We start from the raw sequence: 23,941 nt of genomic DNA on the forward strand, positions 1-23,941 counted from the left end.
TGAGCAGATATCGCTCTCGTCATGCTGGAGCTCAATCGGGCATCCCGCGCCCTTCGATGCGCGAAAAAAGCGCCCCCCCGATCAAGCTTGTCCTGAGCCTGTCGAAGGGTCCGCGGTGAAGCTATAGAGCGGCTCGCGCCGACAACCGCAACATCAGGCCCGAAGGCGAAGGCGGCCGAAGCCCCCTTCTCCTCACCATTCATACGCCTTGGGCAACGCCCCTTCCGTCGGCGTCGCGTAGCGGTCGCGCAGCTTGGTCTGGCGGTTTTCCAGCGGCTGCTGCACGCCGTCGATCCAGACCGCGACCGGGGCCGACGTCATTTCCAGCGGGTCGCCGTCCCAGATCACCACGTCGCCCGCCTTGCCGGGGGTGAGCGATCCGATCCGGTCGCCCAGCCCCATCGCTTCGGCAGGAGCCGCGGTGATGGTGCGCAGCGCCTGGCCCCAGCTCAGGCCAGTGGCGCCCGGCACTTTCAGGAGCGCCACCATATTGCCCGCCTGCTGCGTCGCCGCCCGCAATTGCAGCGCATCGTCGCCGGTCAGCATCCCCATCGAGACGCTGACGCCTGCCTTGACCAGTCGGCCGACATTGCTCTGGGTCGCGGCCAGCTTTTCGAAGCTCGACGGCAGGTCTTCGAGGCCCGCCGTGATGACGGGCACCCTGGCCGCCGCAATCTGCGGCGCGACCATCCAGCCTTCGGTCGCCCCGGCCAGGATCAGCTTCAGTGCCGGGAAATCCTGCCGCAGGGCCAGCACCGCCAATATGTCGCGTGCGCTTTCGGCGTGGACCATCAGCGGCATCGCCCCGCTGACGACCGGCACCAACGCCTGCGCATCGACGCGGTTGAGCAGCGCGTCCTTCGATCGGCCGTCATAGCCGGCGGGCGCCTTCGCATAATCCTGCGCTTGCGTAAGCATCATCTTGAAGGTCAGGATCATCGCCGCGCGGCTGCCGCCCGCCTCCTCGACGCCCGCTTCGCCCATTTCGACATATTGGAAGGCGCGTGGCCGGGTGATCGGGCTCATGTCCGCGCCCAGATCGATCACCGCGCCCTGCCCGGCGAAGATGTTCGTGCCGGTCGCGGGTGCGACGACGGCGCGGGTGACGCCCGCGGTGCGGCTGATCGCGATCGGGTTGGCGAGCGGGTTGATGACCGGCGCGACGTCGATTGCGGCGGAGAAGGGCGAGCGGGCGCTGGTGTCGTTGGTTTCCTTGACCGCCGGCACTTCGGCCAGGCCGACGCGGGAAAAGCCCGACATGATGCCGGGCGTCACCCATTTGCCGCCGGCGTCGATGGTCTTCGCGCCGGCGGGGACGGCGACGCCTGCGCCGGCCGCGACGACCTTGCCTGCGCTGATGACCACGGTGCCGTTCCTGATCGGCTCCGATCCGTCGCCGATGGCCAGGGTCGCGCCGGTGATGACGAGGGATTGGGCCAGGGCTGGGGTTGCGGTGGCGAACAATAGCGCCGCTACAACCGTTCGAGCTAAGCTTGTCGAAGCCCGCTTGTTTCTCAACGCTTGAGTAGGAAAGCCCTTCGACAGGCTCAGGGCGAACGGCGTTCTATTGGTGGGATAGTTCATTTCACGTCTCCCGCGCCGATCTGGCCCAGTTCGAAATCGACCACCGGCCGCAGCTTGGGATTGGCGCTGTCGTAGAGGAGCGCGCCGTCGATCCACACTTTTTCCGGCCGGCTATAGGTGCTGAACGGGTTGCCGTTCCACAGCACGACATCGGCCATCTTGCCGACCTTCAGGCTGCCGGTCTGGTCGGCGATGCCCATGGCGCGCGCGGGGTTGATGGCGAGCCAGGTCCAGGCAACCTCGTCCGCTATGTCGATCCCCATGCGCCGGCCCGCGCCCAACGCCTTGGCCGCTTCCTGGTTCAGGCGCTGGATGCCGTCCTGATCGTCGCTATGGACGATGGCGCAGGCGCCCGCGCGGTGGACAAGCGGGATATTCTCCTTGATGCCGTCATAGGCCTCCATCTTGAAGCCATACCAGTCGCCCCACAAAGCCGCGCAGATGCCGTTGTCGCGCAGCAGGTCGGCGATCTTGTACGCCTCGACCGCGTGGTGGAAGGCCGCGACCTTGTAGCCGAACTCCTTGCTCATATCGATGACGTTGGCCATCTCGTCCGCGCGGTAGCAATGATTGTGGACGAGGATCTTGCCTTCCAGCACATCGGCCAGCGTTTCCATGCCCAGGTCGCGGGTCTGGTCCTTCCCGGCGGCGCGTTTCTTTTCATACTCCCGCGCCTTGATCCAGGTCTGGCGATTGACCGCCATATTGCCCATGCGGGTGGAGGGTTCGCGGCCCTTGCTGCCATAGACGCGCTTGGGATTTTCGCCGCAGGCCATTTTGAGGCCATAGGGCGCGCCGGGGAATTTCATCCCCTGCATGGTGCGGGCAGGCACGTTCTTGAGCGTGACGCTGCGGCCGCCGAACAGGTTGGCGGAACCGGGGAGAATCTGGAGGCTGGTGACGCCGCCATTGGCGAGCGCGCGGCTGAACCCTGCGTCCTGCGGCCAGATACTATGTTCGGCCCAGACATGGGGCGTGACCGCGGAGGTCGCCTCATTGCCGTCGCTATTGGCCTCCACGCCGGGCGAGGGATAATCGCCCAGATGACTGTGGATGTCGATCACGCCCGGCGTCACATATTTGCCGGTGCCGTCGAACACGGCGATGTCGGCGGGGATCGGCGTGTCCGGGCCGCCGATCGCCGTCACCTTGCCTTCGGACAGGAAGACCACGCCATTGTCGATGCGGCCGCCCTCCCCGTCGAAGACGGTGGCGCCCCGGATCGCCGTGGGGCGGCCGGGATAGGGTTTGTAGGTGGAGGGATAGGGGGTTTCCGGTTCCGCGGATGACCCCTGCTGCGCGGCTGGTGCATCTTCCTTGTCCCTGCGCGCGACGGCGGGGCCGGCCAGCCCCGCCAGCAGCGCCGCGATCAGCAGCGCGCGTCCCTGTTGCCTCATGCCTTGTCCTCCGTGCCGATCAGGTCGAGATGCATCAACCGCTTGATATAAGGGGAAACGAGCAGCACCAGCCCGCCCACCACGATCGCGAACCAGCCGATCCGGGTATAGACGTCCAGCACCTGCGTCACATTGCCCGCCTCGCCGCTGCCCGTGGCGCGGGCGATCAGGCCGGCGATGAAATTGCCTGCCGCCATGGCGAGAAACCAGGTGCCCATGACGAGGCCCACCATATTCGACACCGACAGCCGCGTCATCGCGGACAGGCCGACCGGCGAGAAGCAGAGTTCGGCCATGGTGTGGAGCAGGTAGATGAGGAAGACGAAGATCACCGGGGTCAGGCTCGCCCCCGCCATCGCCGCGCCCGCGACCAGCACGAGGAAGCCGGCGCCGCACAGCACCAGGCCGATGCCGAACTTGGCAGGCGAAGAAGGCTCCAGACGGCGCTTGTCGAGGAAGGTCCAGAGCACCGCGAAGAGCGGCGCGAGCAGGATGATGAAGACCGAATTGACCGACTGGAACAAAGACGCGGGCACCTCCCAGCCCAGCATGTTCCGATCGACATTGCGGTCGGTGAAGATGTTGAGCGACGATCCGGTCTGTTCGAACAGGCCCCAGAAGAGCGGGTTCAAGGCGATCAGGAAGAGCGCGGCGAACATCCGGTCGCGGTCGACCTTCCCCAGCGTGCCTACCGTGCGCCAAAGGATATAGACGACGGTCAGCGCGGAGAAGCCGAGCAAAGCATAGCCCAGCAGTTCGGCATAGCGGATCACCAGCCAGATCGCGGTCACGCCCAGCGCCGCGGCGAGGTAGATGGTCCATTCCTGGCTGAGGCCGGTCGCGGTGCGCGCGCGCAGTTGCTGCGGTGCAGGCGGCTCGCCCTTTCCGAGCAGCCAGGGTTTCAGCCACACGAACATGACGAGCCCCGCGAGCATCCCGACGCCCGCCGCGCCGAAGCCCCAGCTCCAGCCCCAGAGTTCGCCGAGCAGGCCGCAGACGATCGGGCCGAGCATCCCGCCCATGTTGATGCCCATGTAGAAGATGGAGAAGGCGGGATCGCGGCGATGATCGTCGCGCGCGTAGAGTTCGCCCACCAGCACGGAGATATTGGCTTTCAGGAATCCAGTGCCCACGATGATGGAGGCGAGCGCGAAGTAGAAGCCGTTGAGGAACAGCGGATCCTGGCCCCCCGGTCCTTCGGTGATGGCGATCAGGAAATGGCCGATGGCGATGAACACGCCGCCGACCAGCACCGCCTTGCGCGGCCCCAGATAGCGGTCGGACAGATAGCCGCCGATGACCGGCGTGATGTAAACAAGCGAGGTATAGGCGCCGTAGAGGAGATAGGCCTTGTCCTCGCCGAAGAGGAAATGTTTGGTCAGGTAGAAGATGAGGATGGCGCGCATCCCGTAATAGGAGAAACGCTCCCACATTTCCGCGAAAAAGAGCAGGTACAGCCCGCGCGGATGGCCGAGCCAGGTCTTGCCTGCCTCGACCGCGTTCATGTCCGAAATCGCCATTCGGCACCCTTTGCATATTTGTGTCCGGCCTTGCCGTGCGGCGGCCGCTTATGGGATGCAGCCTAGAGCCGATGGGTTCGTCCTGTCAAAAGACCAGCCTGCCCTTGCGTCGAAGCGAGGGACGCGCCATCTGTCGCCGCGATGTTCAACGACCGCTCCTCCCCGCTCGCCCTGCTCCAGACCCGCCGTTCCGGCAAACCGCGCGACCTGATCGCGCCCGGCCCGGACGAGGCGCAACTGCGCCAGATATTGGAAGTGGCGCTGCGCACCCCCGATCATGGCAAGCTGGCGCCATGGCGCTTCGTGATCGTGCGGCAGGACCAGCGGTCCGGGCTGGCCGATCTGCTGGAAGCCGCCTATCGCGCCGAAAAGCCCGATGCCGGGCGATTGGAGATCGATGCGATGCACCAGTTCGCACATCAGGCGCCGACCCTGGTGGTGGCCCTGTCCGCGCCGGTGGCGGGCAGCAAGATCCCGGTCTGGGAACAGGAACTGTCCGCGGGCGCGGCGATCATGAACCTGCTGCACGCCACCCATGCGCTGGGCTTTGCCGGCGGCTGGCTGACCGGATGGCCGAGCTTCAATGGCGAGGTACGCGACGCCTTTGGCGGGCCGGGCGAAAAGATCGCCGGATTCGTCTTTATCGGCACGCCGGGCAAGCCGCAGGAAGAACGGCCACGGCCGGACTATGACACGATCGTTTCGACCTGGGACAGATAATTCCGCAGGCAAAGCTTGCCGAACAGTCATGTGGATTGACCCGCATAGCTGTATTATGGCACTGATGCACCATGGCCGACGAATCCAAACCCGTCTATCTCCGCCTGCGGGAGATCATCGCCGCTTCCATTCTGGATGGGGAATTTTCCGATGGCGACCTGCTGCCATCGGTGCGCGCCTTCGCCGCTACGCAGGGCGCGAACCCGCTGACCGTGGCCAAGGCCTATCAGAGCTTCCAGGACGACGGGCTGGTGGTGGTGAAACGCGGCGTCGGCATGTTCGTCGCCGACGGCGCGACCCGCCGCCTGCGCGAAGCCGAACGCGAACGCTTCCTCGACAGCGTCTGGCCCCCGGTCGCGGCGCAGATCAAGCGGCTGGGCATTCGGCTGGACGATCTGGATCTGGCGAAGGCGTAGGCCTGTTTAGCGACTGGTCGGGTTGATCAGCTAGCTACAGCGCCGCCAGCGCGTCCAGCGCATCCTGTCGGCCCGTAAAGCCGCGTACCGCCGCCGCTCTACCCAGCGCCAGCTTTGCCTCCCCCTTCCGCCCCGCGGCGGCATAGGCCTGCCCGAGATGCATCTGCAACGCAGGGGCTTGCGGCGCCAGCGCCACCGCCTTTTCCAGCAGGTCGATCGCCACCGGCCCCTTCTCGCCGGTCTTCATCAGCACCCAGCCGAACATGTCGGCGGTCAGTGGATTGGCCGGCATCAGCCGATAGCCATGCGCGGCATAGGCGCGCGCACTCGCGCGATCGCCGCTTTCCAGCGCCGCGCGGGCCAGGTCAGCCATCAGCACCGCGTCGTTTTCGCCCACCTGCGCCTGCACCGCGTGGAGCATCCGCAGCGCGCCACGCCAGTCCTGCGCCTGCATCGCGATGCTTGCGGCCAGCCGTTGCACCTGCACATCATTGGGATTCTGGGTCAGGAACAATTGTACGACCTGTGCCGCACGTGCCGGATTGCCGACCCGGCCCCACGCCGCCGCCAGCCGAAGCGCAACGTCACGATCGAAGCGAATATTGGCCGCCGCCTCATAGGCGCGCACCGACTCCTGCGACGCGCCATCCGCGGCCAACGCATCGCCCAGGATCAGCCAGGCGTCGGGCGCGCCGGGATTGGCGCGGCTCAACATGCGTGCGCGTGCCACCGCATCGGCGTTACGCCCGGTACTGAGTAAAGCGCGAATATAGGGGACGTTGTCACGCGCGGCTGCAGCGCTGGCGGGCGCCGGACCAGTCGCCAGCGTGCCGTCCGATGCGCCGGCGAAGGGATCCGCCGCTGCCCGTATCGGCCAGGCGGCGCGCGCCAGCATGTCGTCCGCCATCGCCCGGTTGCCCAAAGCTTCCTGCGCGCGGGCGGCGAGCGTCAGCACATAGGGATCGGCATCGCGCTGGGCCACCATCGGCGCGAGGAAGGCGGCGGCGGACGCAAAGTCGCCATTGATATAATGTGCCCGCGCCAGCAGCGCGCGCGCGGTGCGATTGTCCGGCTGCGCCGCCACGAGCGGGCCAAGCGCATCGGCGGCCAGAACCGGATTGCCGTCCTGCAATTGCAGCACGCCGCGAAGCAGCCGGGTCGCCGGTTCGGCGTCCAGCCGCCCCTGGGTGCGGTCGAGCAACTTGCGCGCCAGATCGCCCTGCCCGGCGCGCGCCGCCATCACCGCCTGCATCATCCAGGCGCGCGGGTTGGACGGATCGATCGCAATCAGCCGTCGGGTAAGGGTCAGCATCGCGCTAGCCTGCCCCGCATCCGCCAGCGTCGCGGCATATTGCTCCAGTGTCGGCACCGAATCGGGATTGGCCGCCAGCGCCCGTTCGAACCAGGGCAGCGACGCGGTCAGCCCATATTGGCCGCGCACCAGTTCGCCGCGCAGGGTCAGCGCCTTCGCATCGGTCGGGGCCAGCGCCACCGCCCGGTCGGCCGCGGTGATCGCACCGGCCTGATCCCCGGACAGGAGGCGCAGGCGCCCCAGTTCGACCCAATTGGCCGGATCGTTCGGCGCGACCGTCAGCGCCCGTTCCAGCGCCGTGCGCGCATCCGCGATGTTCCCCTGCGCCAGCACGGCGCGCGCCACGACCCTCGCGGCCGGGACGGCGAAGTCGGACGGCAGGTCGGGCGCCCGCGCTTCCCGCAGCGCGCCCTCCAGGTCGCCTTGCAACAATAGCGCCTGCGCCATCACCGCGCGGGTCTGCGCCGGCGGCGCCCCCAGTGCGCGGGCGCGTTGCACCGCCGCCTGCGCGCCCACGCCGTCGCCCAGTTCGGCGAGCGCCCGTGCCTGCGCCTCGTGGGCCGCGGCGGAACGCGGATTGCCCTTGATCGCGTTCATCAACTCGATCCGCGCGGTGCGCGCGTCGCCCTTGTCGAGCGCGGCCAGACCGCGCGTCAGGGCCGAACTGCCGTCGCGCTCATGGGCGCGCCATTGCCACAGGCCCGCCCCGGCGAGCAGCAGCAGGACCAAAAGAGCGAGGATGATGAGACGGGACCGGCGCATCGATTATCCCTGCATCTGATATTGTTTGAGCAGGTCGTAGAGCGTCGGGCGGCTGATCCCCAGCATCTTGGCCGCGCCGGAAATATTGCCGTCGGTGCGGGCGATGGCGCGGCGGATGGCGCGGCGATCGGCCATTTCGCGCGCGGCCTTCAGATTGACGACGTCGCCGCCCTCGGCGCGCTCGTCGTCCAGGTCGAGGTCCGCGGCGGTGATCAGCTTGCCATCGGCCATGATGACCGCGCGCTTCATGCGGTTTTCCAGTTCGCGGACATTGCCGGGCCAGCCCCAGGCGTCGAGCGCGGCCAGCGCGTCAGGGGCCAGCCCCTTGACCTGCGGGTTCATGTCCCGCGCGAAGCGGGTGAGGAAATGGCGCGCCAGCAACGCCGGATCGCCCGCCCGTTCCTTGAGCGCGGGGATGCGCACGACGATCTCGGCCAGGCGATAATAAAGATCTTCGCGGAAGCTGCCAGCCGCGATCATCTGCTCCAGATTCTGGTGTGTCGCGCACACGATGCGCGTATCGACCGCGATCGGCTGACGCCCGCCGATCCGCTCGATCACCCGCTCCTGCAAAAAGCGCAGCAGCTTGACCTGCAAGGGCAGCGGAATGTCGCCTACTTCGTCCAGGAAGAGCGTGCCGCCCTGCGCCTGCTCGATCTTGCCGGGCGTCGTCTTGATCGCGCCGGTGAAGGCGCCCTTTTCATGGCCGAACAATTCGGATTCGAGCAGCGTCTCCGGAATCGCCGCGCAATTGATCGCGACGAACGCACCGCCGCGCCGCGGGCTGGCGTCGTGCAGCCCCTGCGCCAGCAACTCCTTGCCGGTTCCGCTCGCGCCCAGCAGCAGGACGGACACCTGCGCCGCGGCGACGCGCTCGATCGTGCGGGCGACCTTCATCATTTCCGGCGCGCCCGAAATGAGGCGGCCCAGCACCCGGCCGTCCTCCGGCGCGGTCTCGGCCAGGCGCGCATTTTCCCGCTCCAGGGCATGGACGTGGAAAGCGCGGCGGACGATCAGGCCCAGTTCGTCGATGTCGACCGGCTTCTGGTAGAAATCATAGGCGCCGCCGGCAATCGCATCCAACGCGCTTTCGCGCGCGCCATGGCCGGACGCGACGATGATCTTCGTGTCCGGCTTGATCTTGAGCATGTCGGCGAGTGTGGCGAAGCCTTCGCTGGTGCCGTCAGGGTCCGGCGGCAGGCCCAGGTCAAGCGTCACGACATCGGGGGTTTCGGCCCGCAACATCTCGATCGCTTCCTGCCGGTCGCCGGCGATGAAGAGCTGATAATCCTCATAGGCCCAGCGCAATTGCCGCTGAAGCCCCGGATCATCCTCGACGATCAGCAATTTGGGACGGATGTCGCTCATCAGGCGGCCTTCTCTTGTCTGTCTGTCCGGGGCGCCAGCGGCAGGCGCAGGGTGAAACGGCTGCCCGCGCCAGGCTTGCTCTCCACCTCGATCCGCCCGCCCATGGCCTGCGCCAGGCTGCGGGCCTCGAACGCGCCGAGGCCGAAACCCGCCGCCTTGCTGGAAGAAAAGGGCTTGAACAGGTCGCGGCGGATATATTCGGCGCTCATGCCCTTGCCCCGGTCGATGATTTCCACGACCGCTTCGCCGCCGTCGGCGGTCAGGCGCAGGTCGACCGGGCTGTCGGGCGCACTGGCATCGATCGCATTTTGCAGCAGATGGGTGACGATCTGCTCCACCCGTGTCGGGTCGGCCAGCGCCAGCGGCGCGCCGCCACTGACATGGATAGGATGCTGGCGCTCGCGGGCGCGGGCGATCTGTTGCAACAGGTCGATCATATCCATGGGACGCGGCTCTTCCGCCCGGCCCTTGTTATGCTGCGACAGGCGGGCGAGCATGTCGTTCATCTTGCCCACCGATTCCTTGAGCGTCAGCACCATGTCGGCGCGGAAATCCGGGTTGTCGGCATGGCGCTCCGCATTGCGCGACAGGAGCGACAACTGGCTCACCAGATTTTTCACGTCATGGATGATGAAGGCGAAGCGGCGATTGAATTCCTCGAACCGCTGCGCGTCGTCCAGCGCCTGCTGGCCCTGCGCCTCGCTGATGTGGGTCGCGGCCTGTCGCCCGGCGGCGCGCAGCATGTCGAAATCCTCCCAGTCGAGCCGACGGTCGATCGGCGGGCGGGCCAGCAGCAGCGCGCCGATCAATCGGCCATAATGGATCAGCGGCACCAGCGCCCAGGCGCGGCGATCCTGCGTCATCCATATGGGCAGGTCCAGCGTGCTGTCGCCGGTCTTCAGCCGCGCCAGATCGACAATCCAGCCGCTCTTTTCGATATGCAGCACCGTGGCCGGCGCGACCGCATCGACATGCGCCAGATCGCCGGTCCAGCTCCAATGCGTCTCGAACGACAGGGCGTCGCGCTCGTCGCGCAGAAGCAGCATGGCCGCGGGGGAATCGGTAATGTCGGCCACCGCTTTGGCCACGCGCTCGCCCAGCGGCGCAGCGTCCTCGCCCGGCCGGCCGATCGTGTCGCCAAAGCGCATCCATTCGGTGCGATAATCATAGCGATGCTGGAAGAAATGCTTGGCGACCTGCACCTTCCACAGCGCCCGCACCTGGGGCGATGGCAGCAGCACCAGCGCGGTGACGGCGGTGAAGAAGACCGCACCGATCTCCACCACCCGCGCATAGGGGCCGGCGATCAGTTCAATCAGCACCGCCGCGGCGGTCAGCACCGCGACATAGAGGCCGATCGCCACGATCGAGAGCGACTGGAAGGTGATGGCGCGCGACAGTTGCAACCGCCCCGCCATCCCCTTGCGCATCCCCACCGCGATCACCGGCGCCGCCAGCGCCATGAGCAGGCCGCGCAGCGCATAGAGTTCGTTCACCCGGTGCGGCGCGACATAGCAGATGGCGTAGAGGTTGAGATCATAGGTCCACATCGCCGCCAGCGCACCCAGCAGCAACGCGATTCCGCCCCGCTCGCGCGACGGCCAGGCGGTGTAGAGGTGATGGACCAGCAACAAGCTGCCGATCGCCGTCATCATCCGCAGGATCAGCGAACAGGTGACGAGCGCGCGATGCAGGTCGCTGGCCGGCGACAGCTGACGCCAGGTCAGGTCAGTGAAGGTCTGGAGCAGGATCAGTCCGGCCACCGCGGCGTAGAGGGCGCTGATGGCGACGGTCGGCCCTGTGCGCCCCACCGGCCCGCGCCGCAGCATGACGAACATCGCCAGCAGCCAGGCGGCGTTGCGGATGCTTTCGCCGATCCCCGACAGCGGCTTCGACACGCCGCCGAACGAGACATAGAGCGCCCAGCAGGACGTCAGCAGCAGCGCGGCGGCGAGCAGGCGCGGTTCCGGCGCCTCGTCCCGGCGGCGCAGCAGGAAGATGCCCAGCGCGGCGAACAGCACCGCCGCGAGCGCATGGCCCCAGTCGCCGACAAATTGGAGGAGCGCGCCCATGCCCGCTATCGCCTCAGCGCGCGCCGTCGGGCCAGAGCACGACCCGCAAGGTCTGGATCAGGATCAGCAGGTCCAGGAAGGGCGTGTAGTTCTTGGCGTAATAGAGATCATATTCCAGCTTGTGCCGGCTGTCCTCGATCGATGCGCCATAGGGATAGTTGATCTGCGCCCAGCCGGTGATGCCGGGCTTCACCATATGCCGTTCGGCATAATAGCGCAGATGCTGCTCCAGATCCTCGACGAACTGGCGCCGTTCGGGACGCGGGCCGACGAAGCTCATCTCGCCCTTCAGCACCGTCCAGGTCTGCGGCAGTTCGTCGATCCGCAGCTTGCGCAGCCAATAGCCGAGCCGCGTGATGCGCGGATCGTCCTTTTCCGCCCACACCGCCTGGCCGTTGACCTCCGCATCCAGCCGCATGGTGCGCAGTTTCACGATCCAGAACTCCTGACCGAACAGGCCCACGCGCTGCTGGCGGTAGAAAGCCGGTCCCTTGCTGTCCATCTTCACCAGGATCGCGGCGAGCAGGATGATCGGGCCGGTCAGCGTCAGCAGGATCAGGCTGGCGATGACGTCGAACAGTCGTTTGGCGATGCTGGACAGGCGGCGGCCGGCGGAGAAGCCGTCGGAAAAGATCAGCCAGCTCGGGTTGACGCTGGCCAGGTCGACGCGGCCCGTCTCGCGCTCCAGGAAGCTCGACAGATCGTTGACATGGACGCCGGTCGTCTTGATGCGCAACAGGTCGGACATGGGGATGGCGTTGCGCCGTTCCTCCAGCGCCAGCACCACTTCGCTGGCGTTCAGCCGCACGACGAAATCGGACAGGTTGAACACGGCGTCGCGGTTGATCGCTTCGGGGATCACCTGCGGCCCGTCGTTCATGGCGATGAAGCCCACGACCAGAAAGCCGGCGCCGCGCTTCTGCTCCAGTTCCTTGATCCGGTTGGCGCGATTGCCCGCGCCCAGCACGACCAGCCGCCGCTTGAACGCCTCGCCGCCCAGCATGGAGCCGAGCAGCAGCCGCACCATCACCAGCAGGCCCATGGCCAGCCCCATGGCGTAGAGCGAATTGGACCGCCACAACGTCATGCCGGGCATCAGGAAGTAGAGGACCGACAGGAAGATGACGCCCAGCGATACCGCCACCAGCAGGCGCGCGAAGGCGAAACGGATGGATTGCAGCGCTTCGACGCCATAAACGCCCACGGCGATCATGCCGGTCTGGATCGCGAACGCGAAGCTGAGCAACGGCCCGATCCGCGTCATGACATGATCGACATCCATGCCGATCTGGCGTGCCCGCAATATCCAGCCCCCTTCGGCCGCGCACAATAGCAGCGCGAAATCGAGCAGGCCCAGCAACAGCACCGCATGCGGCACATAATGTTTGAACAGCCTGATCATCGTCGCGCATATCCTGCTGGCCGCCGTGATGGCGCACCTTTTCGGGATCGAATTTTCTTACAATGGCTGTAAGATAATCCGACAGTGCGCGCACCCTGCCCGAAAATGGCAAATAAATGCTGAATCGCGCGCGGACCTCGCCTATCAGCGCGCGTGGCGCAGAGGCAAGCTCTTGTCAGGCATAGCGATTATACGCGACGCATCGATCCACAGCTCATTTCGCGCTGGCGGTCCGGCCACGTGGCGACGCTCAATTACCGTTTCGCAAAGTGTCGGCTGCATTCTTGGCGGCGTCGCCAACGACCCGCGCAGCGTCGTCCACCGAACCGGCGGCCTCCGTCACCTTATCGGCCTGTCGGTCTCCACGCCGCTCGTTCGTCATGTAGAAAAAGCCGATTGCGAGGATCAGCGCCAGCGCGACCAGCGCAAACACGACGCCGCTGCCGCGCGACCGTTCGACCACCGAGACATGATGCGGCCGGTCCTCGTCCCGCCCAGGGGGCATATCGCCCATGATGCGTCTCCTTATATCCCAACAACGGACATAGTGACGCAAACGTTCCTGTTATTTATGATCTTCATGGGTGGGACGGCCCCGGCTGAGGCGATCGACATCTTCCATGATCTCGTCCAGCACCGCGGTTTCGGTCGTTTCCTGGGTACGGCGCGACGGCAGGTCGCCGCTTTCCAATATCTGTTCCAGCGCCGCGCGGCCGCGCGCCACCCGACTCTTGATCGTGCCGACCGCCACGCCGCAAATTTCGGCGGCCTCCTCATAGGCGAAGCCGCCCGCCCCCACCAGGATCAGCGCCTCGCGCTGGGGCTGGGGCAGTTGCAGCAGGGCACGCTGCATGTCGGACAGTTCGACATGCTTGTCCTGCCCGGCCGGTGCCGCCAGAATGCGATCCGCGGTCAGGTCGTCCCAGTCGCCACGGAAGCGCGAGCGGCGCATCTGCGAGAGATAATGGTTGCGCAGGATGATAAATGTCCAGGCGCGCATGTTGGTGCCGGCCTGGAAGCGATTGCGCGCCGCCCAAGCCTTCAGCAGGGTTTCCTGCACCAAGTCATCGGCAAGATCGCGATTGCCCGAAAGCGACCGGCCAAAGGCGCGAAGATGCGGAATGACGGCAGCAAGTTCGCGCTTGAAATCCGTGTCGGACAGCGCAGCGCGCTCCTCGATCCCGCCGATTTCGCCAACGTCCTCATCCATGGGAACAACCCCCGTGCCAGAATCTGCACTCGCCGCATGAACCGACGTCGTCAAAGCCATATGAACATCCGTACCCAAAACCGATCACTGCAACGACCAACTTCCCGCATCTCGCCCTAGCGCCAGATCACCAGCAACATGGCGATGACGGCCAGAGCCAGCGATATGCCGAGCACGTACCGCACCACATGGGGCGTGGCCCCTGCGCGCGCATCATCGGTGGCGATGTGCTGTTCCTGCTCGACCATGACGAATCTCCCGATCGTTACGCATCATTAACGCAGCGCTCCGATCGGGGTTCCGTGACTTTCTGGCTCTTATGCCGACGGCGCTCAGGCCGGGGCGGTGGCTTCGTCGAAGAACAGGGCCTGCGATATCGCCGCCTTGACCGTCGAACGCTGGAACGGCTTGGTGATGAGGAAGGTGGGTTCGGGCCGCTCGCCGGTCAACAGCCGTTCCGGGAAAGCAGTGATGAAGATCACCGGCACCGAAAATTCAGCCAGAATGTCCTTTACCGCATCGATACCGCTGCTGTCGTCGGCCAGTTGGATGTCGGCCAGCACCAGGCCGGGCCGGTCGGCCAACGCTTCGCGCACCGCATCTTCGGCCGTGACGGCGATGGCGGTGACGTCATGGCCCAGGTCGCGCACGATGGTCTCGATATCCATCGCGATGATCGGCTCATCCTCGATGATCAGCACCTTGGCGCGGGTTTGCGCCTCGATCTCGCCCAGCGCTTCTTCGACCAGCGCCTCGACGTCGCTGCTGTCCATGTCGATCAGATAGGATACGTCATCGACCGTAAAGCCTTCCAGCGCCGTCAGCAGCAGCGCCTGGCGCGGCAATGGCGTCAGCCGCGCAAGGCGCGCCTGCGCAACCGCTTCGCGACCGCCACCGGCCGAAACCGGCAGGTCTTCGAGATGCGCCGACGACCAGATCGCCTGAAACGTCTTGTAGAGGCCAAGCCGCGGGTCCACGTCGCTGGGAAATTCTTCCGGCGCGGCGACGATCGCTTCCAACGCGGCGCGGACATAGGCGTCGCCATGATTCTGGCTGCCGGTCAGCGCCCGCGCATAGCGCCGCAGGAACGGAAGGTGGGGGTGCAGTTGCTGTCCAAGCGACATCGTCAAGTCTTCTCCCTGCCCGTCAGGGCCACATTGTCCCGAAGCATGGGACCGTCTGCGAAGGATGGAATGTCCATGTCATGATGACAACCCCCCGCCGCCCCATAGCCGCGCAAAGTTGCGCAGCGTAAAAAATGCTTCGAGGGGCGGAACCATCAACAACCGGATTTGTTTCGCACCCATATGGTTTTTTCGACGATATCGTGAATTTCCTATGGATTGCACAGTTGTGCGAATTGACGTCATGACGCAAACCCGCGAAACGGGCGCGCCGGCATGGCGGGAATTGCTTTAGAGGGGCTGATTTTGGTTTCTTCAACGACGGAGCGGGGCGTGGCCGATGACGACAAGAATGCCGACGTCGCAACCCGGAAAGCTCAGGTGAAGGGCTCCGCCGCCCAGCGCAAGAGTCCCGCCGCCACCGGCAAGGAGGACGCGCACGTGTCGCAGGTTTTGCGCACCGTGTATCAGCGCGCCGTCGATGAGGATATCCCGTCCGAAATGCTGGACCTGTTGAGCAAACTGGACTGACACACAGATGATCGGGGGCAGCCTTCCTCCGGCAGCCCGCTCCATGGTCGAGCCATTGCTGCATTTTTTCCGCTCGACCGGGGTCAAGATGTTCCTCATCCTGACCCTGGCCTTGTTGCCGCTGGGGCTGATCGCGCTCGTCGCGTCGCTCCAGGCGATCCGAACCGCCGACCTTGAAAAGGAAGCGCTGCTGCGCGTGGCGGTCACGCAAAGCGCGCGCAAGCTGACGGCGGACCTGCAGTCGGACCGCACGGCGCTCGAACTGGTCGTCAATGCGCTGGCGAACAACGCTGCCGACAAGGGCATGTGCCGGCGGCTCGCCTTCTTCCTGACGTCGCACGACGCCGAAGGGGGGCATTTCTACATTTACGACCACGCGGGCAATCGCCTGTGCAGTTCGCCCGAACCCGAACCGGCGGGCGTTGCGCCCGCGGATCGTTTCGCCCGGCCGATGGCGCAATTGCTGCCGGCCCATCTGCTCAGCAGGGTGCGCAGCGGCAACGGGCGGCTGGTCGCATTGTCCTATTATTCGCGTGGGCATCTCGAAAGCATCGCCGACCCCGCCACCGCGCTGCAAAATCGCCAGCTCAGCCTGCGTCAGGGCGACAGGCAACTGATCGTCAGCCGTCCCGGCGCGAGCATCAGCGGCCATAGCAACAGCCTGTCCGCCCGTCTCGACCCGCCCGACATATTGCTGACCATGACCGTGCGCGAACCGCCCGCGACCCTGGCGCGGATGCTGTCGCTGTTCCTGCCGCTGGTCATGTGGTTCGCCGCGGCCGCGATCGGCTGGTTCGTGGTCAACCGCCTCCTCATCCGGCCGCTGGTGCTGTTGCGGCGGGTCGTGGCCGATTATCAGCCCGGCGAAGTGCTGCAACCGTTACAGCGCTTGCGCACCCCTGCGCTGGAGATCGTCGCACTGGGCGAGACCTTCCATGAAATCAGCATGGACGTGGCCACCCATGAAGCGGAGATTTCGGAAAGCCTGGAAACCCAGCGCAAGCTGACCCGCGAGGTGCATCACCGGGTCAAGAACAACCTCCAGATCATCGCCAGCCTCATCAACCTGCACGCCCGCTCCGCCCATGATCCCGAAGCGGTCGAGGCCTATGCCTCGATCCAGCGCCGGGTCGACGCGCTGTCGGTCGTTCACCGCAATCATTTTGCGGAGCTGGAGGAAAATCGCGGCGTTGGCGTCCGCCCGCTCATCAGCGAATTGTCGGCCAGCCTGCGCGGCACCGCCCCTGCCGCCGCGCGCCGCTTCGCGATCCAGATCGACAGCGACAATCTCCACATCAGCCAGGATGTGGCGGTGCCGATCGCTTTCCTGCTGACCGAACTGGTCGAACTGGCGATGATGCTCGCGCCCCAGGCCACGATGCAGATCGCGGTGCAGGTAGAGCCGGACCGCGACGATCGCGCCCGGCTGATGGTGGGATCGCCGGGCCTGAAGGCGTCCGATGCGATGACCGGCCATCTGAACGAACGCTATGGCCGCGTCCTGACCGGCCTGTCGCGCCAGTTGCGCGCGCCGCTGGATTATGACGGCGACGCGGGCAGCTACGCCATCACCATCACCGTCATCCCCTGACCCCTATATCCTGCCCCCTATATCCTGACTGACCTCAGACCCGCTGATAGTCGCGGCGGAAATCGGTGGCGAAACCGGCAAGCGTGCCGGCGGCGATAGCGTCGCGCAGCCCCTGCATCAGTTCCTGGTAGAAATGGATATTATGCTGGGTCATCAGCATCGCGCCCAGCATCTCGCCCGCCTTCACCAGATGGTGGAGATAGGCGCGGCTCCAGGTCGCGCAGACCGGGCAGCCGCAACGCGGATCGAGCGGCCCTTTATCCTCGTTGAACTTGGCGTTGCGGATGTTGAGCGGCCCGGCCCAGGTGAAGGCCTGGCCATTGCGGCCCGATCGGGTCGGCAGCACGCAATCGAACATGTCGATGCCGCGCTCCACCGCGCCGACGATATCGTCGGGCTTGCCCACGCCCATCAGGTAGCGCGGCTTGTCCTGCGGCAGCATGGCTGGCGCGAAGTCGAGCGTGGCGAACATCGCCTCCTGCCCCTCGCCCACCGCCAGCCCGCCCACGGCATAGCCGTCGAAACCGATCTCGATCAGCTTTTCGGCTGAAATCCGGCGCAAGCCTTCGTCAAGCGATCCCTGCTGGATGCCGAACAAAGCCGCCCGCTCCGCATGATCCCCGCCCGCGTCGAACCCGTCGCGTGACCGCTTCGCCCAGCGCATCGAGCGCTCCATCGACCGCCCCGCCTCGTCATGGGTGCAGCCATTTTTGGTGCATTCGTCGAACGCCATGACGATGTCGCTGTCGAGCAGCCGCTGGATTTCCATCGATCGTTCCGGCGTCAGCATATGCTTCGACCCGTCGATATGGCTGGAGAAGGCGACGCCCTCCTCGCTCATCTTGGTGAGCGCAGACAGGCTCATCACCTGATAGCCGCCGCTGTCGGTCAGGATCGGCCGGTCCCAGCCCATGAAGCCGTGCAGTCCGCCCAGCCGCGCCATGCGCTCTGCGCCGGGACGCAGCATCAGATGGTAGGTGTTGCCCAGGATGATGTCCGCGCCGGTCGCGCGCACTTCGGCCGGACGCATCGCCTTGACGGTCGCGGCGGTGCCCACGGGCATGAAGGCGGGCGTGCGAATCTCGCCGCGGCGCATCTGGATCGCGCCGGTGCGCGCCTTGCCGTCGGTGGCGCTGACGGAGAAGGAAAAACGAGGCTTGGTCATGGCCGCGCTCTACGAGCGAACAGGCGCGCGCACAAGATTGGCACTGGGATTGGCGCCGGGATCGACGGTCGAGCCGGCTCAGCCCGCCTTGCGAACCCCGTCGAACAGCGCCATCGCGTCGATGTTGAAGCCTTCTACACGGCGATAGGGGCCGATGAAACGCAGGCAGTCCGCCGACAGGCGCAAAGGCCATGGCGTACCGTCCCGATCATGCAGGGCCAGGGTAACGCATGGGGTCTGGGGGCGCGGCTGGTTCATGGCTGCCGGGGTAATTAATAAAGGTTAACAAAGCCCTGACCGTAAAATCTTACATATGTTCAAGAGGGCCTTCTGTGGCAATTGCGCCACATTCGATCCAGTTCGGGGGGATTTGGGGCGACCTCCTTGCAACAGTTGCGGATAAAAATGGTTAATGCCCTGTCAATCATAAGGCGGTTGAATGCATGTTGCGGTCCAGCCTGATCTTTTCATTCAATATAGAAAAACGGGGTCGCAGATGATTGATTCAGGACGGTTTAATCCAACCAGAGACGAGGCTGAGCACGCCTCAGAAGAATATTTCTCGGACAGCGGTGACCATCCGCCGCTCGCCTCTACGGAAAGCCCGCTCGACGCCGCATTCCGCCAGTCCACACTGTTCGACCTGGGACAGATCGACGTGCGCTGGGACGCGGATCTCGCGACGCTCTGGGCTTTCATGACGCCACTCGAACGCCCCAACAGCAATATGGGCCTGATTCGCGATACTATGGCCTGGCAGCGCGAAAGCCGCCGGGTATTCGGCGGCGCGGACGGTAGCGGCCGGGACGGTCCGCTCAAATTCATGGTGCTCGGATCCCGATTTCCCGGCGTGTTCAACCTGGGCGGCGACCTGGAAATGTTCGCCGAATGCATCCAGCGGCGCGATCGCGACACATTGCTGAAATATGGCGTCGCCTGCTGCGAGATCGTCGACCGCATCTGGCACTGCAACGACATGAACGTCATCAATATCGGCCTGGCGCAAGGCGATGCGCTGGGTGGCGGGTTGGAAGCGCTGATGTGCTTCGACGTCATCATCGCCGAACGGCAGGCGCGCTTCGGCCTGCCCGAAGTGTTGTTCGGCCTGTTTCCGGGCATGGGCGCCTATTCGATTCTCTCACGCCGGGTCGGCCCGGTGCTGGCGCGGCAGATGCTGACCGAGGGTCATATCTATACCGCCGACGAAATGTGCGAGATGGGCATCGTTACGCAGGTGGTCGATACCGGCGAAGGCGAAGCGGCGACGGCCCAGTGGATCAAGGACCATAGCGCCCATCATGCCGGCTATGTCGGCATCAACCGGGCCGGCCGCCGGGTCAACCCGATGACGCTGGAGGAATTGGTCGATATCGTCGAAACCTGGACCGACACCGCGCTGGCGCTGTCGGATCGGGATTTGCGGATGATGCGCCGGCTGGCCGCAGCACAAACGCGCCTGCGCTGATTGGATGACGCACGCCGCCCCGTTCAGGCGCGGCGGCGGCGCGGCATGGGATCGGGCCGTTCGCTGCCGTCCAGCGGGCCGGCGGCGATCAGTTCGGCGATCCGCTCGCGCGGCACCGGGCGGCTGAACAGATAGCCCTGGACATTGGTGAAGCCCGCCTCGCGCGCATGGGCCAACTGGTCGGTCGTCTCGATTCCTTCCGCCACCGTATCCATGTTGAGGTCACGCGCCAGATTGCCGATCGCGCGCACGATCGCGCGATCCTCTACATTGGCGCTGACCCCTGCCATGAAGCTCTGATCTATCTTCAGCGTGTCGAACCGGTAGGAGCGCAGATAGGAAAGCGAACTATAGCCGGTGCCGAAATCGTCGAGCGCCAGCCGCAGCCCGATCCGTTGCAATTCGCGCAGGATCGCATTGGTCTGCCCGCTATTGTCGAGGAAGATCGATTCGGTGACTTCCAGTTCCAGCCGCCGCGCCGGCAGGCCGGACTCCAGCAGCGCGGCGATGACATTGGCCGGCAGCTCGGACGATTTGAGCGAGGCCGGCGAGATGTTGATGGCTATGCGGACGTCACCGGGCCATGACACGGCAGCGGCGCAGGCTTCGCGCAGCACCCATCCGGTCATCGCTTCGATCATCCCCATACCCTCGGCGATCGGGATGAATTCGGACGGCGGGATCGGCCCAAGCACCGGATGATCCCAGCGCAGCAGCGCTTCGCAGGCGTCGATATGCCCGCCATCCAGATTGACGATCGGCTGGAACAGCAGCTTCAATTCGCCGCCGTCCAGCGCGCGGCGCAGGCCCGTCTCGATCTCGTGGACGCGGTTGAACCGCTCCTTCAGCGACCAGTTGAAACTGGCGGCGCGGTTGCGCCCTTCCCGCTTGGCTTCATACAGCGCCAGATCGGCATGCTGCATCAGTTCGTCCATGTCGCGCCCGTCCTGTGGCGCGACGGCATAGCCAATGGACGCGGTGACGGAGAGATGATTGTCGCTGAGGTCGAAACCATGGGCAAAATAGGCGATGATTTCCTGTGCCAGCGCCGCTGCGGTCACCCGGTCCATGTCCGAACAGATGATGACGAACTCGTCGCCGCCGAACCGGGCGATGCGGCCGCGATCCTGAATCACATCGTTCAGCCGCTCCGCAACGCAGCGCAGCAACTGGTCGCCGACCATATGCCCCAGCGAGTCGTTGATTTCCTTGAACCGGTCGATGTCCATCCATAGGATGGTGACGGCGTCGTTCCGCTTCTGATTGGTGTCGAATATCTCGCGCAGACGCATCTGCATCGCCATGCGATTTTCCAGACCCGTCAGACTGTCGAACCGCGCCAGTCGCTCGAACTTGTCGGCCAGCAAAGACTTGTCCTGCTTGCCGACCAGCGCCTGGACGACGATGCGGTGGATGGTGGAGCTGATTTCAGCGAGCCCGAGCACCATCATCACCATCGCCACCGACAGCACGCGATAGCCGGTCGATCCTTCCAGCCAAAGCCCGGTCGCGGTCGGCAGCAGCGTCAGGCAGACCTGACCGATCGCGATCTGGACCCGCCCCGCATTGCGGCCGGAAATGCCGCCGGCATAGCCGGTCGCCATTGACACGCTCAGCATATGCGTGACCGGGTCGGGCGATCCGATCAGGGTGACGAAGCCCATCAGGCCCAGCAGCCCGGCATAGCCCCAGGCGCCCAGCTCATAGGCCAGTTCCCAGTTGCGCGAGGCGACCGCCGTGCCGCGCACCAGTTGGCGATGGAAGAAGATGGCGGATACGACGCGCAGCGTGGCCACCAGGCACAGAACCGCGACGACAAACTGGATCGGCCCCGGCGCCGACATGCTGCTGATGACGATGCCGACGGCAACGCCTGTGACCGCCCCGATGGTGAGTGACGTGGGCGATGCATAAAGTGATTCGACCAGGCTCCGCCGCACGTCGGCATCCTGCCCCGGTCCCCGCGCCGCGCGCCTTTCCAGAAATGTTTTCAGCACGCGCAAATGGCGGGTCTCCGGTTCCCGGCCCCCTGATCGCATTTCTTCCTTTATTTTTCGGTTAATGCAGCGACAATATCCAGCGTTCGCCCATCATTTCGTTACCGAAAAGACTGTGCGTTTCCTGCGCGGAGAGAGTGAAGCCGGCCGATTCATACAGGTGGCGGGCATGGGTAAGGACATTCTGTGTCCACAACATCATTGCTCGATAGCCGGCATTGCGGGCGAAGCCGATACACTGATCGACCAGCGCCCGACCGATCCCCACCCCGCGTGCGGCCCGCTCGACATGCAGCAACCGCAACTGCCCGACATCGTCGCCCGCGTCGGCCAGCAGTACCGCGCCCAGCATCGCGCCGTCGCGCTCGGCGATCCAGGCCTGCTCCCGACCCGGCTTGAAATCGCGCAGGAAGGCGGTGGTGATCTCCCCCTGCATCACCTCCATCGCCCGGCCCCAGCCATATTCCGTTTCGTATAACCGGGCCTGGCGCGACGCGACCAGCGCCAGGTCGCCGATGCGAAAGGGACGGATCGACCAATCCCTTTCGCTGTGTATCGGATCACCCAGCAGCGCGCGGACCTGACCCAATGCCGCGACCAGATCATCCTGCTGCCCCTGGTCCAACCCGGCGACCCGCGCGGCGGTGTCGGCGCGGGTGCGCGCGTCGATCGCCGCAAAGGCGGCGCGCCCCTCCGGGGTCAGGGCGATCGGCCGCTGCCGCGCATCGCTGCCGCGGCCGCGCGCTATCCATCCGCGCTTTTCGAAGCCGGCAATGATGCGACTGGCATGGCCCGCATCCAGCCCCATATGCTCACGCAGGCTGCTGGCCAGTACGCCGGCTTCCGCCTGCGCAATCTCATAAAGCAGCCGCGCCGCCGTGACGCCCATGCCGCTGTCCATGTAGCTGGGCTGCAACACGCCCGCGAACCGGGTGTGGAAGCGGTTGAAGGCGCGCACCGCCGCCACGGTTTCCGGCGCGGGCAAGGACGTATCGGCGGGCGGATGTTCATCGGTCATTGCAGGTCAGGCTAAGCCATGATAGTTGCCGCCGTCAACTAATAATCGAAAGTCTCTGTTGGTGTCCGACTCCCTGTCTCATCCGCTTGATCGCCCCGTCTGGCACAGCCTGTCGGGCGGCTGGTCCGCGTTGGCGCAGGGCGACGCTCATGCGCGCCGGATCGATCCGCTTTACGGGCCGTTCGGCGCGGCGGCGGATGACAGCGCGGCCAGTCGGGCGGCGCTCGCGGCGCTGGTGCCTGAGACCGGCGAACTCTGGCTCGTCGGTCCGGATGCGATGATTCCGCCGCCCGGCGTCACTGTCCTGCGCACAGCGATGCTGGCGCAGATGGTCGCGCCGTCGATCACGCCCGCCGCCTCCGCTACGCCTGCATGGGCGACGCTGGACGAAAGCGACGCGGAAGAGATGCGCGCCCTCGCCCTGCTCACCCGGCCGGGGCCGTTCGCGCCCCGCACCCACCGGCTGGGCCGCTTCATCGGCGTGCGGGAGCATGGCCAGTTGATCGCGATGGCGGGCGAGCGGATGGCGCTGCCGAGCTTCACCGAAGTCAGCGGGGTCTGCACCCATCCCGACTGGCGCGGCCGCGGGCTGGCCAGCGCGCTGATGCGGATCGTCGCGCAGGCGATACTGGACCGGGGCGAAACCCCCTTCCTCCACGCCTATGCCGCCCACGACCGCACGATCGCGCTCTACCGCACGCTGGGGTTCGAAGTGCGGGCGGAGCTGCCGATGATGGTGGTGACGCGATAAAGGCTAGTGGCGGATCGGCTCGCAAGCGATGCCGTCATTGTCGCCGTCCATATGCGCGCCATAGCCCGGTTGTCCGCGATAGAGCGGAGCCGCGCCCGCGGCCCGTGCTTCGTTGCAGCCCCGATAGGACCATGTCGGGGCGGATGACGCCACCTTCCGCCCCTCGAAGCGCTGAACTGTTGGCGCAGGTTTAGCGACGGCACCGCCGGATGGCTGCTGGGCATCCAGTTCCGCCGCGCTCATCGGCTGCTCGCGCTGGACCGGGACGGTCGTCGTGACCATGGTCGCGGTCGCCTCGCTTTGCTCGGCCCTCGGCGCATCGGCCGGCCGCGTCAGATAGCCGATCGTGCCCCCGGCTAGGCACAGGGCCATCACGCCGCCTGCATATTGCACCATATTCATAGCTTGCGATTAGCAGGAATCTGTAAATGGCCGGTTTCGGCGCCCCAAAAGAAAAGGGCCGGTGGATCGCTCCACCAGCCCCTTCTTTGCGTCAGGAAGGCCGGAAACTTCATTCCCGCGATCAAACCGCAGGC

The 23,941-nt window shown here is 65.6% G+C and carries 22 protein-coding genes; 6 read left to right on the top strand and 16 right to left on the bottom strand.

Annotated elements, in window-relative coordinates:
• Positions 1-192: 192 nt before the first annotated feature.
• The 3 genes from K9B33_RS06070 to K9B33_RS06080 form a co-directional block, all read right to left on the bottom strand.
• Positions 193-1,464, bottom strand: coding sequence for an amidohydrolase family protein (locus K9B33_RS06070; protein WP_224547436.1), 1,272 nt, complete (start codon positions 1,462-1,464; stop codon positions 193-195).
• A 116-nt stretch (positions 1,465-1,580) separates the two neighbouring features.
• Positions 1,581-2,981 carry an amidohydrolase gene (locus tag K9B33_RS06075; RefSeq protein ID WP_224547438.1) on the bottom strand — a complete coding sequence of 467 codons (1,401 nt, stop codon included), beginning with the start codon at positions 2,979-2,981 and terminating at the stop codon, positions 1,581-1,583.
• A complete protein-coding gene (locus K9B33_RS06080) occupies positions 2,978-4,501 on the bottom strand; it encodes a peptide MFS transporter (RefSeq protein ID WP_224547439.1) in 1,524 nt (507 codons plus the stop codon). The genes K9B33_RS06075 and K9B33_RS06080 overlap by 4 nt, the downstream gene beginning before the upstream one ends.
• Positions 4,502-4,642: 141 nt before the next feature.
• Between K9B33_RS06080 and K9B33_RS06085 the strand changes: the two genes are divergently transcribed.
• Positions 4,643-5,221, top strand: a complete 579-nt coding sequence (locus tag K9B33_RS06085; protein WP_224547441.1) for a nitroreductase — start codon at positions 4,643-4,645, stop codon at positions 5,219-5,221.
• Positions 5,222-5,292: 71 nt separating this feature from the next.
• Complete coding sequence (locus tag K9B33_RS06090; RefSeq protein WP_129925954.1) at positions 5,293-5,637, top strand: GntR family transcriptional regulator; 345 nt, start codon at positions 5,293-5,295, stop codon at positions 5,635-5,637.
• A 34-nt stretch (positions 5,638-5,671) separates the two neighbouring features.
• Here K9B33_RS06090 and K9B33_RS06095 read toward each other — a convergent pair whose 3' ends face one another.
• The 8 genes from K9B33_RS06095 to K9B33_RS06125 all read right to left on the bottom strand — a co-directional run bounded on the left by K9B33_RS06095 (position 5,672) and on the right by K9B33_RS06125 (position 14,887).
• Positions 5,672-7,711 carry a tetratricopeptide repeat protein gene (locus K9B33_RS06095; RefSeq protein ID WP_224547443.1) on the bottom strand — a complete coding sequence of 680 codons (2,040 nt, stop codon included), beginning with the start codon at positions 7,709-7,711 and terminating at the stop codon, positions 5,672-5,674.
• 3 nt (positions 7,712-7,714) lie between these two features.
• Positions 7,715-9,079: a PEP-CTERM-box response regulator transcription factor gene (prsR, locus tag K9B33_RS06100; protein WP_224547445.1), complete on the bottom strand. Its 1,365-nt coding sequence runs from the start codon at positions 9,077-9,079 to the stop codon at positions 7,715-7,717.
• The gene (gene prsK, locus K9B33_RS06105; RefSeq protein WP_224547447.1) at positions 9,079-11,151 is read right to left on the bottom strand and encodes an XrtA/PEP-CTERM system histidine kinase PrsK; all 2,073 of its coding nucleotides are present in this window, start codon (positions 11,149-11,151) and stop codon (positions 9,079-9,081) included. Before prsK ends, prsR begins: the two co-directional genes overlap by 1 nt.
• Positions 11,152-11,164: 13 nt before the next feature.
• Positions 11,165-12,553 (bottom strand): TIGR03013 family XrtA/PEP-CTERM system glycosyltransferase, encoded by a 1,389-nt coding sequence (locus K9B33_RS06110; RefSeq protein WP_224547449.1) that lies wholly within the window; start codon positions 12,551-12,553, stop codon positions 11,165-11,167.
• Between the two features lie 250 nt (positions 12,554-12,803).
• Positions 12,804-13,067, bottom strand: coding sequence for a hypothetical protein (locus K9B33_RS06115; RefSeq protein ID WP_224547451.1), 264 nt, complete (start codon positions 13,065-13,067; stop codon positions 12,804-12,806).
• Between the two features lie 51 nt (positions 13,068-13,118).
• Positions 13,119-13,763 carry a sigma-70 family RNA polymerase sigma factor gene (locus K9B33_RS06120; protein WP_224547452.1) on the bottom strand — a complete coding sequence of 215 codons (645 nt, stop codon included), beginning with the start codon at positions 13,761-13,763 and terminating at the stop codon, positions 13,119-13,121.
• A gap of 116 nt (positions 13,764-13,879) precedes the next feature.
• Positions 13,880-14,011: a hypothetical protein gene (locus K9B33_RS23025; RefSeq protein WP_261936607.1), complete on the bottom strand. Its 132-nt coding sequence runs from the start codon at positions 14,009-14,011 to the stop codon at positions 13,880-13,882.
• A gap of 84 nt (positions 14,012-14,095) precedes the next feature.
• On the bottom strand, positions 14,096-14,887 hold the full coding sequence (locus K9B33_RS06125) for a response regulator (RefSeq protein ID WP_224547764.1): 792 nt from the start codon (positions 14,885-14,887) through the stop codon (positions 14,096-14,098).
• A 276-nt stretch (positions 14,888-15,163) separates the two neighbouring features.
• Between K9B33_RS06125 and K9B33_RS06130 the strand changes: the two genes are divergently transcribed.
• On the top strand, positions 15,164-15,418 hold the full coding sequence (locus K9B33_RS06130; protein WP_224547454.1) for a NepR family anti-sigma factor: 255 nt from the start codon (positions 15,164-15,166) through the stop codon (positions 15,416-15,418).
• A gap of 88 nt (positions 15,419-15,506) precedes the next feature.
• Entirely contained in the window at positions 15,507-17,009 is a 1,503-nt protein-coding gene (locus K9B33_RS06135) for a sensor histidine kinase (RefSeq protein WP_224547766.1), read from the top strand.
• A gap of 34 nt (positions 17,010-17,043) precedes the next feature.
• Here K9B33_RS06135 and tgt read toward each other — a convergent pair whose 3' ends face one another.
• Entirely contained in the window at positions 17,044-18,174 is a 1,131-nt protein-coding gene (tgt, locus tag K9B33_RS06140; protein ID WP_224547455.1) for a tRNA guanosine(34) transglycosylase Tgt, read from the bottom strand.
• A gap of 78 nt (positions 18,175-18,252) precedes the next feature.
• Complete coding sequence (locus tag K9B33_RS06145) at positions 18,253-18,432, bottom strand: hypothetical protein (protein WP_224547456.1); 180 nt, start codon at positions 18,430-18,432, stop codon at positions 18,253-18,255.
• A gap of 238 nt (positions 18,433-18,670) precedes the next feature.
• Between K9B33_RS06145 and K9B33_RS06150 the strand changes: the two genes are divergently transcribed.
• Positions 18,671-19,639: a crotonase/enoyl-CoA hydratase family protein gene (locus K9B33_RS06150; RefSeq protein ID WP_224547458.1), complete on the top strand. Its 969-nt coding sequence runs from the start codon at positions 18,671-18,673 to the stop codon at positions 19,637-19,639.
• Positions 19,640-19,662: 23 nt separating this feature from the next.
• Here the strand turns inward: K9B33_RS06150 and K9B33_RS06155 are convergent, their stop codons facing one another.
• Positions 19,663-21,642, bottom strand: coding sequence for a putative bifunctional diguanylate cyclase/phosphodiesterase (locus K9B33_RS06155; RefSeq protein WP_224547460.1), 1,980 nt, complete (start codon positions 21,640-21,642; stop codon positions 19,663-19,665).
• A gap of 55 nt (positions 21,643-21,697) precedes the next feature.
• On the bottom strand, positions 21,698-22,654 hold the full coding sequence (locus tag K9B33_RS06160; RefSeq protein WP_224547462.1) for a helix-turn-helix domain-containing GNAT family N-acetyltransferase: 957 nt from the start codon (positions 22,652-22,654) through the stop codon (positions 21,698-21,700).
• A 61-nt stretch (positions 22,655-22,715) separates the two neighbouring features.
• Between K9B33_RS06160 and K9B33_RS06165 the strand changes: the two genes are divergently transcribed.
• Positions 22,716-23,405 carry a GNAT family N-acetyltransferase gene (locus K9B33_RS06165; RefSeq protein ID WP_224547464.1) on the top strand — a complete coding sequence of 230 codons (690 nt, stop codon included), beginning with the start codon at positions 22,716-22,718 and terminating at the stop codon, positions 23,403-23,405.
• A 3-nt stretch (positions 23,406-23,408) separates the two neighbouring features.
• Here the strand turns inward: K9B33_RS06165 and K9B33_RS06170 are convergent, their stop codons facing one another.
• The gene (locus tag K9B33_RS06170; RefSeq protein WP_224547466.1) at positions 23,409-23,801 is read right to left on the bottom strand and encodes an excalibur calcium-binding domain-containing protein; all 393 of its coding nucleotides are present in this window, start codon (positions 23,799-23,801) and stop codon (positions 23,409-23,411) included.
• Positions 23,802-23,941: the final 140 nt, after the last annotated feature.

The organism is Sphingobium sp. 3R8 (assembly GCF_020166615.1).
Taxonomy (GTDB): domain Bacteria; phylum Pseudomonadota; class Alphaproteobacteria; order Sphingomonadales; family Sphingomonadaceae; genus Sphingobium; species Sphingobium bisphenolicum.